We start from the raw sequence: 12,427 nt of genomic DNA, 5'->3' as shown, positions 1-12,427 counted from the left end.
GGACGGAACGAGCACCGGGAGACGGCGACATGGCTGCAACGTTCCACACCAACAAAGGCGAGACCCTCGAGTTCTCCTTTACCCATACGGGCCTGATGAATGGCGTCACCGAAGTTGAGGCACAGCCGGGCGCCTGGAATGGCGCGGCTGGCCGATGGTTCCTCGACAACCTCGCCGCGCACGTCCACGTCATCCACGGCCGCAGCGCTGAGGAGATGCTGACCGATGCTTGGCTCCTGCTCACCGGCCGCACTCTCCAGACGGACGTCGCCGGGAACATGAAACGGCCGAGGATTGACATGCACGGCGCCAACGACGCCATCGGCGTCCTCTTCTACTGCCTGACCGCAGGCGCTCGGAGCGAGATGATCGCGGAACGCTCGCTCACCGGACTCGACGCCTCCCGCAACGGGAAGCTGGTCGATTCATGGGTCGATGGGGAAGCGTACGAGGCGCTGCTGGAACGGCCCGACGTGCGCTACCCCGTACCCGGAAGCTCCATCCACCTGGTCGCGCTCGAGGCTGAACTCGCCCCCACCCCGCGACGAGCCGCTAAAGGCTTTAAGTTTGTCGAAAACCTGCTGATTCAAGCAGGCAAGTCCCTGGCCGGCGCAGACGCCGCGATTGCTTCCGTGTCGGACGCCCTCGCGAAGTGCAAGGGGGTCTCCGATACGAGTGGAACCGACGCCCTGGATGCAGCACTCCGCAATGCAGTCTCCTACATCTCGAAGAACGCAGCGCTCGCCGAGTTTCACCAGCTGACCCTCGGCCAGTGGCGGGCGCTCGTCACGCTGCTGCTCGGCAACACCACGGGCCTGCCGAGCGCTGTTGCCGTGATCGCCTCCGGTGGTGATTTCTCAGCCCACAAGCACCTTCGCATGGCCTGCAAGAAGCTCACCAACCCCTAGTTGGAACGGGGGCCGCACCTGCAGGTGAGAGAAGAAACTGCAGGACTTTTCAAGGAGCGCAAAATGACCACACAACCCGACGAGTGCGACGGCCACTACATCGAGGAATTCGACCTATCCGCGGGGCGCACGCTCGAGGACGAAGACCACACTGACACCGGGCGCCTGACCGCCGAGTTTGACGGTCAGGACCAAAACCCGCCGATGTGGGTCTTGGGGAACCACCAGTTCAGGAACGACGTGGAGACGGATAGCCGGCAGCCCTCCTGGTCAGCAGTAAGGGTCAGCTTCGGCCTCGTGATGCTCCTCGGTCCCGGTAACAGGAGGACACTTCAAGCCTACGGTCCGCTGGCCATCGTCAGTCGGGGCCGGTCGGTGGCGCTTCCGCGCGAGTGTGCAGTGAATTTCTCAGGTGTCGACGCCGATGCTGCGTGGGCGACGCCAGCCATGTACTCCATGGTCATTGACGCCGTTGTCATCAAGGCGGTCCGGGCGCATGGATACGTCGCGACAAACGCAGGACAGAAAGACACTGTGGAACGGGGCATACACAGCCGGACGTACCTCGTCCGGTGTGCGTGCCGCTGATGGAGTGAACTGGGATGCTTTGACACCGCCAGCGTCGCGGGGCTGACAGCAGTCTGTGACTACAGCTGGCGCGTAGCGGCTCCGCACGCAGGATGCCTCGCCGTCGCTCCGCGACCAGGACGTCGGTGATCCCCGGTAGCCTGTGGCCGTGGCCCACACTCATGACGCCCTCGCCGCGTTTCAGAACGGTGAGGTGCGCCTGATCTACGCCCGGCACCGCGGCACTGGCGACCTTTACCTGCTGCCGGATGATGAGGCTATTGAGCTTCGGGTGTGGACGAAGGAGAACCTACGCTGCCCGATCCCAGACTGCCCGAGCCCCGAGATGACGACGGTGCACCGCGCGCGACTCCGCGACGGATTCCGGCATCTGACGCCGGGCTCCGGAGGGCACGCCCCCGAGTCGCTGTTCCACATGCAGAGCGCGGAGATGATCGCGCGTTGGCTGCGGGGACGGTATCCGCGTAGCACCGTCGTCAAGGAGGAAGCGTCAAATGCGAGGCGGGAGCGAGTTGCAGACGTGATGCTGACCGCGGCCGACGTGGCCAGGACACGGATGGCGTTCGAGATCCAGTACTCACCGATCACCGACGTCCGGTGGTCAGAGCGGCACCGCTCCTACGCCAAGCAAGAGATCACGGACGTGTGGCTGTTCGGGCACTTCGGCACGCAGCTGCGCACGACCCGCGACCAAGTGAAGCTGAACCCGGCGCATGAGGCGGCGGCCAAGAGCGGGCTGGCGCTGTGGGTGAACCCGATCACCGAGCAAATTGCGACCGTCGTCACGCAGGCCGACGTCGGTGACGGTCTGATGAGAGCGGTGCCCTGCCGCAGCGGCCGCGGTGAGTTGCTAGCGGTCCCACTGTCCTCGTTCGGGTTCCGGGGGACCCGGTTCACGTGCCCCGAGTTCGAAGAGCTCTTGGAGGCGGAGGTGCTGGCCGTGGCGGAGGCGGCGTCAGAGGAGAGGCGCCGAGTAGCTGCGCAGCGCTCCGCCGCCGAGGCGCAAAAACGGGCGGAAAGGGTGGCTCGCGCCGAGAGCGAAGCACGGCTGAAGCTGATCATGGAGTGGGCCGCGGGCGAAGGGGAGGCCCTGTCGCAGCGTCCGTCCATGCACGATTTGGTGGCCGGGTGGGCTACGTCTGCTGAACGCGGTGAGCTGCTGCAGAGCTTCGGCGGGAGGTGGCCAGGGTTCTTGGCTCTGGACCTTGAAAGGGGAGAACTGCCGCTACCCGTCGAGGTGTGGCAGGGCACAGTGTTTCGCAGACTTATCATGTGGGCGCCGCACGGCCAGAAAGTGTCGCTCGGCCAGAGCCTCGGCATCCTTGGGCTCGCTGACCCGGTTGTCCCTGAGCACCTCGCGGTGGTCGGCAGGTGGCTGGAGAACCTCTCGTTCATGGGCATCGTCGAGAGGCGTGCTCGCTTCGACGATGACGGGCTCCCCGTCTTCTCGGTGATTGACCAAGCTGAGCACGGACGGGCGGAAGCCGTTGTGGCCGGGATCGGTCCGCGCCCTTGCGAGCGCTGCACCATGCCGCTGTGGCGCCGCGGGGATCTGTGGCGAGGCACCCATGACAGCTGCGCCGTCCGCGTGAGCACGCCCCTGCTGCCCATCGCCCAGCCCCGTGGCCCGCGCTGACGACTGTTCGGAGGCTGGACAGGCGCCGATGCCTTCCCATGTTGCTGGGCTAACTCTTGTTTGGCTATGGGCTCTCGCAGGTGCCTGCGAGCACCGCAACCACCGTGACCCTCATCGAGCCGCTCAAGATCACGACGCACGGACACCCTCAGCACCCGCTCTAAGTCAAGGGCGACTCTCCGCTCGTCGACTGGCCGCCGCCCAGGCCTGACCGCCGCAGCGGAGGCGACTCGCCTACGGCGTGAGCGATAGGCGCAATTGATCTCCTCCAAGCGAAGGGCGGCAAGGCACGTGAACAGCGGAGGCAACTACTTCGCTGACCTGCCCATCGTCTCGGCTGGGGATCCTGCGCTGCCGTTACCCAACCGTGCGTTCGTCCTCCTTAGCATTGTCACCGGACTTGGTATCTTCCTTAATATCCACTCGGCGGGCTGCGCGCAGTTTCACCAAGTATTCGTCACCCGCAGGCGTGAGCTTCCAGTAAATGGATCTGTCCGAGGGCGTCCGCTTTTTGTCGCCCACCGCGATTGCGCCCAAAGCACGTAGCTGCACGATAATTGCACCCCACGAACTGTCGGTAATGGTCGCCGTGTCGGTGCTCCGTAGCTTCGGCCAATCATCGAGCCGCTGGGTGTCATTGAACATATGTGAGTTCCAACGCTCCCTGAGGCTCGGCTCGGGCGCTTCTTCGATCATGAACGGTCCAAGAACTTGGAACACCTCGTCCCACTCGTAGGACATCTCGGCGGACAAGTCGATGTGCCGTCCACGACTGGTGTCCCATCCATCTAGCTGAAACTCAAACGTGACCTGGTCGCTACCATGCTCGTATTTGAGATTGAGTTCAGTCGGTTTTGCCCGAGCAGCAACTTCCTCCTCGGCTTTTTCTCGCTTGGCGTCCGCGAGTGCGGCCGTGAGCTCAGCTATCTGGGTACGGACCTCGGAGGTCATTGCCTGGTCGCCTCGGACCCATCCGGGCTGAGGGTTGCGTTTGATCGCTCGGTTCAGGCCTCGTGACACTACCGAGCCAAGTTCGGCAGGCGAGGCGTACTTTTTGACCATCCGCGTCATGACCTTCGAGCGAAACGCTTCGAGCTTTTCCCGCGCCTCTGCGCCGAGCTCGGACTTTCCGAGAGGGATCTCATTGGGATTGCCGTGTACGAATCCGAGAACCGGGATGTTCGTCGAGACCGCGTAGTCGTATTCCTTCTCTGTATAGCTGATGCCCTCGCCAGACATGGAACCGTACCGGCCACCGACGATGACTACGTAGTAATCGCATTCATCGATGACTTCCCTGATGAGCGTCCATTGGTCCTCGTCGGCAGCGGGAAACATCTCCATGCCCGCCGGAAGGCAGTCCATCTCAAGCAGCGCCTGCATCACTTCTCGACGCTCTTCCACAAGATCAACATAGGTCGAACTGACAAAGACTTGATACTTGCGATCCACAGGATCGACTGTATCGGCTTAGGCGGGGGGCTGATGCAACGGAACTTCTAGGTCGCTAGAACAGCGCCAGCCTTCGAATGAATGTCCGCGGTAGGGCTGCCAATAGCGGGCAGCACCCTGTGCGATCACGCACCTCTTTACGTGGAAGATATCGGCGTGCCGTTGGCATGGGTTTGCGCATGTTGCTGAGCATGGGCGGCTCCCGTTAACCGCCCGCAACCCGGTCCGTCACCGGCGACGTCGTAGCAGAAGAGCACCCGAGACTCGCTCTCGCCGAGGGCCCACCCGCTGCGCTCATCCCAGTAGCCTGCGGGGTACCCGTGTTTGCCCGGCCGCCCCTTTGCCCGCTCCAAGTGTCATCCGCGGTCCCGCCTGAGTGGCACTGAGCTCGGGTACTGGGATACCGGTGAAGCCCAGTGCGGTGACAGCTAGCGGCCAGAGCGCTGGACTAGTTCCAGTGCGCAACCAATGCGGGACGCTGCGGACAAAGCTGAGGTTGTCGATCACGGCGAGGGCCCGGCCGCTGTCGGTCGGGAGGAATTCAAGGTCAAAAGTGTCAAGCAGAGACGCTTGCTGCCAGAGTGCGGAGGCAGGTCCGGTCGGGCGCTGGCATTCGAGGGTGAGGAAGGACATGTCGACCTTTCCTGCGGCAGGGAACCAATCGCGCCAATCAGCCACGAACATACGGGAAGCGGTTCGGTCGAAGTTGACGCCGGGGTAGTCCCGGGCGGCTCTGGCGACCGCGCGGAGCACCTGAGCGCGGACCTCGCGGGTGTTGACGAGTTTGTCGGGACGGGTTGCGACTACGAAGACGACGGCGAGGCCGGTGTCGCGCATTCGCCGGTTGGCGAGCAGCTCGGCCCAGCGGCGCACTTTGGCGTCAAAGCTTTTCCCGGTGGAGGCGGTAATCTCCACCGCGATGCGGGCGCCATCAGTGCGAATGAGGGTCGCGTCCGCTGCCTTTTGGACGCCGACCGTCGGGCGGGGGAGACCCGCGCCGCTATGTGCGAGAAGATCCAACGTGCTCAGCTTCTCACCGACGACAGCGCCAATCTCGCACCACTCGGCGACTCGCAGCGCGAGTTCGGCAGCGAGAATGTTGTGCCGGTCGTATTGCGAACCCGACTCCCACGGGTGGCCGGCGGTGACCGAGACCCATTCCGGGTAGGTCAGTTTGCCACTGATCTCCCGGTCGAAGTTGGGCGTCCGGGACGGCCGGTAAATCGACCCGGCGCTTTTCCCGTCGGCGAGGCCGGTGTTGAACGAGCCGATGTCGGCGACGCCGGCGCCGAAGAGTTCCCCCATCACAGTCGACCTGTGTCCGCCGAGCTCCGCGTCGCCTGAGATGGCGGCCATCTGCTCCCCGGTGACAGTCCGCCAGGAGTCGATCACGGACATCGCGTTCAGCCGGGCGTCGCGCCGGCGGGTTTGACGAATAGAGGCCTGCACCCGCCCGGGACCCACGTCTAACCAGGTGGGGATCCGGCCGAAGCCCGCGGCGCTCTGCCGGCGGGCAAGGTCAGCGCTGAGCCAAGCCGCGGTCGCGCCCTGCTCCCAGACCCCAGCCCAGTAGACATCGGCGCGTTGTGATGCCCGGGAGCCAGGAACAGTGCAGCCGCTGGGCAGCTCGACGAAGCTGACCGCGCTCACCTCGGGTCGCCCCAAAAGCTCTGTACCAGGTTGCCATCCATGCGCGTAACCAGGACTAGTACATCGGCCGCGGAATCGGTATAGATTTCGGCCCGCAGCGCGACGTTGACGAGGTGCAAATCGATGGCGGTTTCGCGCGCCAGGGGCCACGCTTCTTGGACCACTAACTGCGGCTTCATCGGTGCGCCGCCGAAATCGCCCGTGCTCATAACGCGTGTCATGAAAGATCCTCCATTTCGGCGCCCGGAACCGAGCGACTCTCTGCCCCCGTAGATGCGGCGATAAACGCGGCCAACGGAAGAGCAGAACAATCGTCTGCTCGCACGTACTTCCCGGGTTCCAGGGTGCTCACGGCCGGTGGCTACTCAGCATCCTCATCTCCGCATTCGCTCCATGGTTTCGAGTCCCCCTGGGGCCGGGGCGCCGTACGCTCGAGTTGTCGGGTTCCTTTCCCCTGAGCGCGCTCGTCGGTCCCGAACCGCTTCGCGTTTCGTGCCTGTCCGAGCCGAGGCCACCGCTGGCGCAGTGTCCTCGCGCAGTGGCCGCCGGTTGGGCATCCTCTGCGAACACTCTGCCGAGTGCCAAGTGCAGCGCTCCGCGCGGTCGCCCGCCCGCTGCCCTGTGGACCGCGTCCGGGTCGCCTACAGTAGCCTGCGCACCGCCGCGGCCAGCTGTCGATCCGCTGCTCTGCGCTTTCCCCGACCACCACCCGTCGTGACCTGTTCCTTGACCGTGAGTGTGGGGCCGCGCGGAGCGCCGTTCTGATGCTGACGTCCTGCCCTCCCGTCACCGTTGAAACCACCCCGGGTTCTGTCTCAACCACGGTCTCCCCGGGCAGCGTCTCCACCGTCCACGGCGCACCCCAGGTGACCGCACTCTGAGGCCCCCCCCGGTGTCCCTCAGCCAGCTTGCCGGAGCTCACTGTCCCCGTCCCAAATCGTGACGTGGATGCGGACCGTGGCGCCCCGCGACCGGGACGTAACGTACCGATCTTTTCGGACCGCCAGCATGCCGCCGGCACGCAGAGAACCGCTGGCAGGGACGGTCGCGCAGCGACTGTGAGACGCGCAGCGGCGAAAGAGGCGCGCCAGCGCCGATCGGAGACAGCAGCTCGCGGACGTGTGGTCGGTCACCCGCAGCGGGGACCCAGACTCCACCACAGTGCACCATGCCAGGCCACCCACCGAGACGCGTGAGACGGGAACCGTCAAGAGGTTGACGCCCCCGGCGGCGACCGGCAGCAGACGCACCGCCATAAGCAGACACACGTGCCGGGACGGGCAGGCGGGCCAGTGCCGACCGCAGCGCACGCACCGGCAGACGCTGACTTGCTCGACGGATCGGTGTTCTGCAGCCTGCGGGACGGTCGCGGCGGGACGATACGTCAGGGAGGCGCAACAGCTCCTACCTGCTCTCCGGCTCCCCTTTCGCCCGCTTGCTCCGGCCCGCACCTCGGCTTTTCTGGTTGGGCTCTTGTCTCTTTTCGGCAGCCCCTCGCGTACCTGCCAACGGCCCACCTTGGATCGAGGGTTGCGCCTATCGGCGGTCAGTTCCGAGCTTGGTGTCTCGGGGTTGCTCACGCTGTGGAGGGGCGGGACGGCCGGCGCTTTCGACGGGCGCGCTGTCCGGGAACGCTGGCGGCGCGTGCGCGAGGCGTGCTCCTCGACCATCTAGGTGTGAGGACTGCCGGACGCTACGCATAAGTTGCTAATGTCGCGTCGTGAGCCTCGAAGTGCGGGACTTCGGGAAGCATGTCGAGGGTGAGGGACTGCGGCGCCGACCGGGCAAAAGGCGGTCACGGTCGAAGTCGCGGCACCAGATGTACGACGAGCGGCTTTAGATGAACAAATGATCGGCACCAGAAGTACGAGGCGTTCCGGATGTGTCCCGGTCCCGAGCCAATGGACCCTAAACATCTGGTTCCGCTCAATCTGCTTGATCTCGTACGTCTGGGCACCGGTGTACGCATCTCGAACCTCGCCGACGTCTGGGCGAAGTCGCGGCACCAGATGTACGAAAGGCAGCATCAGAAGGAGAAATCAAGGCAAGTTATTTATGGAGTTCGTACATCTGGTTCCGTTCACGGAATCTGGGTGATCTCGTACATTTCCGTCTAAGGCGCCTCGGTGCAATCGGGCGAGTCCCGCAGATGCTTCCGGGCGACCGGGTTCACGTGCTTGGAAATGTCCGTCGGGGCACGTCGCGGACGTCGTAACTCTGGTCTACACAGCCTGCACCTCGGATATCCACGTCCGGAGGGTCATGGCGCGCCGTCGTACATTTGGTTCCGGTCTCTGCGAGCCATTTCGTACATTTGGTTCCGGGGCGCCTTCTGACTACATGATCCCCACTGGGACGACCTTTCGTGCCCTCAGTCCACTCCTGTGGTCTGCGTGACGGTGTCTGAACCGGAACTCACGATGAGCGTCGTTGTGCTGGTAACGAGATGCCCAACCGGAGTGAACTGACGGTGCAGACCCTTTTCCTCGAAGACATGCGCTGCCCCTGGCAGAGCCTCGAGCGGTAGCGGGTGAAGCGCGTTGGGGTTATGGAACACGGTGAGGCCGTCGATCCAGTCTTCCTCGTAGTCTTCCGTCACCAAGTGCGAGAACGCTTCCTCCTCAGCGGCGTTCGCCTTCGAGAAACGCCGACCCACATGCTGCGCTGTGACAGTCGGATCTCCCATGCCCGCTGCGATTCCCATGCGGTTGAACTTGGTGAGCGTCCCGGCCGCGTTGAACGCGACGGCGCTGATGTGCTCTGAGTCGGCCAGCTTGAAGAATCCCGATGGCAGTTCCTTGTCGCCCCACTTGATGGTCGTCACCGGCAACTCGACCTTCAGCACTGAGCCGTCGATTTCCACTTCATCGATCCTCACGCCGTAGAGGTACTCGAACAACGCTGACTGGCTCCAGGTCATTGATAGTTCGTGGTGAAAGTCTTGGATGGCGATGACGAAGGGAATGTCCTCCACGCCCTCACGCTCCCAGTAACGCTTGTTGAGCTTGGCGCACAGGGGCCCAGAGAAGCGGGTGGGTAGGTAATTATGGATGTAGTCGAAGGTCGCCTCGTCGGTCTCGGGAAGCGGAACCACCTTGTCAGACGGCGGGGGATTGGCAGTCGTGGCTTCCACGTAGAAATCGCCTTCGAGCCCACGAGCCAAGAAGTCCGGGGCGGGCTTCGGCTGCTCGACCCTGAGCTTCGCCTCCCGAAGCATGGCCCAGAGGTAAAGCTCCCAGATCCGAGCATCGAACGCAGATGTCTGAAACTGCTCTACGAACGAGCCGTCCTGGTTCTCGTACCAGCGCATAGCCGTTTCGATGAGGCGTCGTGCGGCCACAGCGCTCGGGTCGTCGCGGAGGTACCTAAACCGAGTGTGAAGCTTGCTCTCCTTCGCCACCTTCGCGAAGAAGTCCTCTGAAGGCTTCTCATCGCCCTGTGTCCGCAACTTGTCGTAGTGGTTGTGAACGCGAGTCATTTTCGCCGCAGTGTCGTAGATGACATCACGGATGTTCGCGTAGCTGCTAAGCATGTCCACGCCTCGATACCTGCCCGCGAGGTCGGGAGCTAGCACTGCGCCATTGAGGTCCTGATCGGTGAGGTCAACGAATACAGTCCCGAACACTCGACCCGGCTTGATTTCCAACCACTCCACCTCCTTGACGAGGGGGAGCAGCACTGCACCTCGCGCCCAGACCACATGGGCGTTGAACCGCCGTTCGGGAATCGCATGTACTTCCACGGGTTCGACCTGCTTGTTCGCCAAGGTTCGTCCTTTCAAACGGATGGTTCAGGGTATCCGCCAGTCGGAGGGCTCGCGACTAAAAGGATCGTTTCCCGCCCGCCAGAGAGTGCATGCGTCGTCGACGCGGAGTAGAGACCTGGCCGGGCTCAGTGCGCTACCCCAGTGCGGGGGCAACGCGGCGCAGTGCCCAAAGAACCGTGTGGTCGCGTAATGACCGCTCAGTAGTCTGAGATCAACGCCCAAGGCTGGGTCGGACGGGGGACTGGTGTCAGCGAAACCGAGGGTTCACGAGGTGGCGACGGAGTTCGGTGTTAGCTCGAAGATCGCGATGCGCATGCTCCGAGATGACGGCGAGTTCCTCAACGGCCCCAGTAGCTCGATGGAACCGCCCGTCGCGCGTCGGCTCCGCGCACGACTTGCGGCGGCGGCCGCCGAAGAGCTGGCGCGGCCCGCTGCAGCCCCACACCCCACGCCGGCGCCTCCGGGCACACGCTTCTCGGCCTCCGAACCGTTCGTCGCCTTCACCAGGTCACCGCCGAGTGCCGCTGAAACCGCAGCGACGGCCCGTGCCCTGCAGACGACCTATGACGAGGCGGTCGCCGCTGACGCCCGGGCACTGCGCGCGAGGCGGCAGGCTACCTATAACGAAGCGGTCGCTGCAGACGACGCCCGGCAGGCAGCGAACAAGGCAGCCCAAGCGGTGAAGGACGCGCGCCGGCGGGCAGCGGACGCCGATTGGGCGGCGGGTGCCGGGCAACGGGCGTCTGAGAAGGAGGCCCGCGCCGAACGGAAGCGTGTGGGGACAGCTGCAGCGGCGAAAGCCGCCGCTGAGGCGAGGATGAGCAACCCGAGCCGCGTGCGGGCGGCCCCGAAAAGCACCCTTACGGAGGGCGAGCGCCGACGGGCCCACCGGCAGTCAGTCGTCAGCCGCAGCGACACCCGGTGGGCCGAGTACGGCATCGGGAAGCCCGAGCGCCTGAAATGGGAGGCGGTGGGCCTCCGGTATAACCAGGCGCACATCCCGGCGATGTGCCGGGTGTTCGGGACGGACGGTTACAGGATCACGCCCGACCATCTGAGCGTGGTCCTCCCCAACGGGCGAACGGTGATGCAGGAGTTCGATGCCGGATCGAACATCGTCCAGGTGATGGACCAGCTCGCCCCAATTCTGAAAGGCGACTTCACCCGCTGGTACGACACCAGCGTCACAGGAGCGATCCCCGCCCTGCGCGACTTCGCCCCGGAGAAGCTCATCACCGACGTTCCGCTTCCGGATGACCTCAGTGCCACGGGCGTGCCGAAGCTCGCGGACTACCTCATGCTGCTTACCCAACCGTCGCAGGATGAGCGAACCATCGACATGTTCAACCGGGAGCGGGGTGTGGTGCAGCGCAGCGCCAGAGCCGGACACAGGGGAGTGGAACGGTACGGGCACCGGATCCGGCTGTACGCGGCAGCCCACGGCGTTTTTGAAGACGCGGAGCTGACGCGGAAGCTCTTAGGTAACCTGCCGCTGCACGTGATCGAGCGCCGGCCGCCAGCCCGAGGCCTCCTGGATGACGCACTGCGTGAGCGGCAGTTCTACTACCTGTCGGCAGCGGCGACCCTGGCAGTGACTGACGGCGCCGACGGCCGAATTCCGATCCCGGAGGAGTACGACCTGCCATCGACGACCGGTTTCGCCGTGCTCCGCGACGACGAACATGATGGGACAACGGCAGGCCGCATCCTGATCTGGAGCCACGGTGCCGGCGAGCTGACGGCATCCATAATGTCAATCACGGACCTCCGCGGCGGCCGCGTCCAGCAGCCTCGTCCAGCGTCCGCCCGGGTCGGATCCGTCCTCGGCGATGTCGCTGACCCGGCACTTGCCCTGGTCGTCGCAATCGCCAGCGCGACGCGGCGGCCAGCATCCGGCACGAGCGAGCGCGCGCCGGCCCCCCGCCGTCGTCGTGCAGGAACGCCCGTACGACCCCTGCAGCGTCTCGCGGATGAGCCGGCCGAGGGCGCGGATCACGTTTCTCTGATCTACGCGCCTGGAGAAGCGCGCCCCAACGGGTCGCTTAGGGGGAGCGGGCGCAAAGCGGACCACCGGTGGATCGTCCGCGAACACTGGCGCCAACAGCCATACCCGTCGACAGGTGAAAGCCGCCCCGTCTTGATCAAAGCTCACGAGTCTGGCGCGCCGGACGGGGACCTATGGCTGACAGACAGGGTTAGGGTGCCGCGGAGTCCCTAGCGATGGCCGCACTTTGAGGTTCGTCGTCGATAGCCGTAGCCAAGCGGGAGAAGCCGTCATCGTGCCGAAGCTCACTGCGTCAGGGGCGGCCTGGCCTCTGCGCGAGAGGTTTGTCATGACCTGCGTGTGCGCGGCGTGCTCTGGATCAGGGGGCACTTTGAAGGTGGCCGCCGACATCTTGGTCATCGGCGGTCGGCCGGATCGAGCGC

8 protein-coding genes are annotated in these 12,427 nt (G+C 64.6%); 4 read left to right on the top strand and 4 right to left on the bottom strand.

The window, feature by feature from the left end; translation table 11 throughout:
• Window positions 1–29 precede the first annotated feature (29 nt).
• The 3 genes from CXY76_RS03230 to CXY76_RS03220 all read left to right on the top strand — a co-directional run bounded on the left by CXY76_RS03230 (window position 30) and on the right by CXY76_RS03220 (window position 3,132).
• Entirely contained in the window at window positions 30–908 is an 879-nt protein-coding gene (locus CXY76_RS03230) for a hypothetical protein (RefSeq protein ID WP_104162825.1), read from the top strand.
• Window positions 909–971: 63 nt separating this feature from the next.
• A complete protein-coding gene (locus tag CXY76_RS03225) occupies window positions 972–1,496 on the top strand; it encodes a hypothetical protein (protein ID WP_104162824.1) in 525 nt (174 codons plus the stop codon).
• A 148-nt stretch (window positions 1,497–1,644) separates the two neighbouring features.
• Window positions 1,645–3,132 carry a hypothetical protein gene (locus CXY76_RS03220; RefSeq protein ID WP_146073355.1) on the top strand — a complete coding sequence of 496 codons (1,488 nt, stop codon included), beginning with the start codon at window positions 1,645–1,647 and terminating at the stop codon, window positions 3,130–3,132.
• 357 nt (window positions 3,133–3,489) lie between these two features.
• Here the strand turns inward: CXY76_RS03220 and CXY76_RS03210 are convergent, their stop codons facing one another.
• The 4 genes from CXY76_RS03210 to CXY76_RS03195 form a co-directional block, all read right to left on the bottom strand.
• On the bottom strand, window positions 3,490–4,584 hold the full coding sequence (locus CXY76_RS03210; RefSeq protein ID WP_104162822.1) for a DUF4062 domain-containing protein: 1,095 nt from the start codon (window positions 4,582–4,584) through the stop codon (window positions 3,490–3,492).
• A gap of 294 nt (window positions 4,585–4,878) precedes the next feature.
• The gene (locus tag CXY76_RS03205; protein WP_146073354.1) at window positions 4,879–6,234 is read right to left on the bottom strand and encodes a hypothetical protein; all 1,356 of its coding nucleotides are present in this window, start codon (window positions 6,232–6,234) and stop codon (window positions 4,879–4,881) included.
• On the bottom strand, window positions 6,231–6,455 hold the full coding sequence (locus tag CXY76_RS03200; RefSeq protein ID WP_146073353.1) for a hypothetical protein: 225 nt from the start codon (window positions 6,453–6,455) through the stop codon (window positions 6,231–6,233). Before CXY76_RS03200 ends, CXY76_RS03205 begins: the two co-directional genes overlap by 4 nt.
• Window positions 6,456–8,605: 2,150 nt before the next feature.
• A complete protein-coding gene (locus CXY76_RS03195; RefSeq protein WP_146073352.1) occupies window positions 8,606–10,000 on the bottom strand; it encodes a hypothetical protein in 1,395 nt (464 codons plus the stop codon).
• Window positions 10,001–10,271: 271 nt separating this feature from the next.
• Between CXY76_RS03195 and CXY76_RS03190 the strand changes: the two genes are divergently transcribed.
• The gene (locus CXY76_RS03190; RefSeq protein ID WP_104162818.1) at window positions 10,272–12,218 is read left to right on the top strand and encodes a hypothetical protein; all 1,947 of its coding nucleotides are present in this window, start codon (window positions 10,272–10,274) and stop codon (window positions 12,216–12,218) included.
• Window positions 12,219–12,427: the final 209 nt, after the last annotated feature.

The organism is Cryobacterium sp. N22 (assembly GCF_002929555.1).
Classification (GTDB): domain Bacteria; phylum Actinomycetota; class Actinomycetes; order Actinomycetales; family Microbacteriaceae; genus Cryobacterium.
Note: the sequence above shows the minus strand (reverse complement) of the source record. Positions and strands in the feature narration are given on the sequence as shown.

Bases quoted from the DNA above. Each gene is read 5' to 3' on its own strand.
- CXY76_RS03230 (WP_104162825.1), top strand. From the start codon at position 30: ATGGCTGCAACGTTCCACACCAACAAAGGCGAGACCCTCGAGTTCTCC.
- CXY76_RS03225 (WP_104162824.1), top strand. From the start codon at position 972: ATGACCACACAACCCGACGAGTGCGACGGCCACTACATCGAGGAATTC.
- CXY76_RS03200 (WP_146073353.1), bottom strand. From the start codon at position 6,455: ATGACACGCGTTATGAGCACGGGCGATTTCGGCGGCGCACCGATGAAG.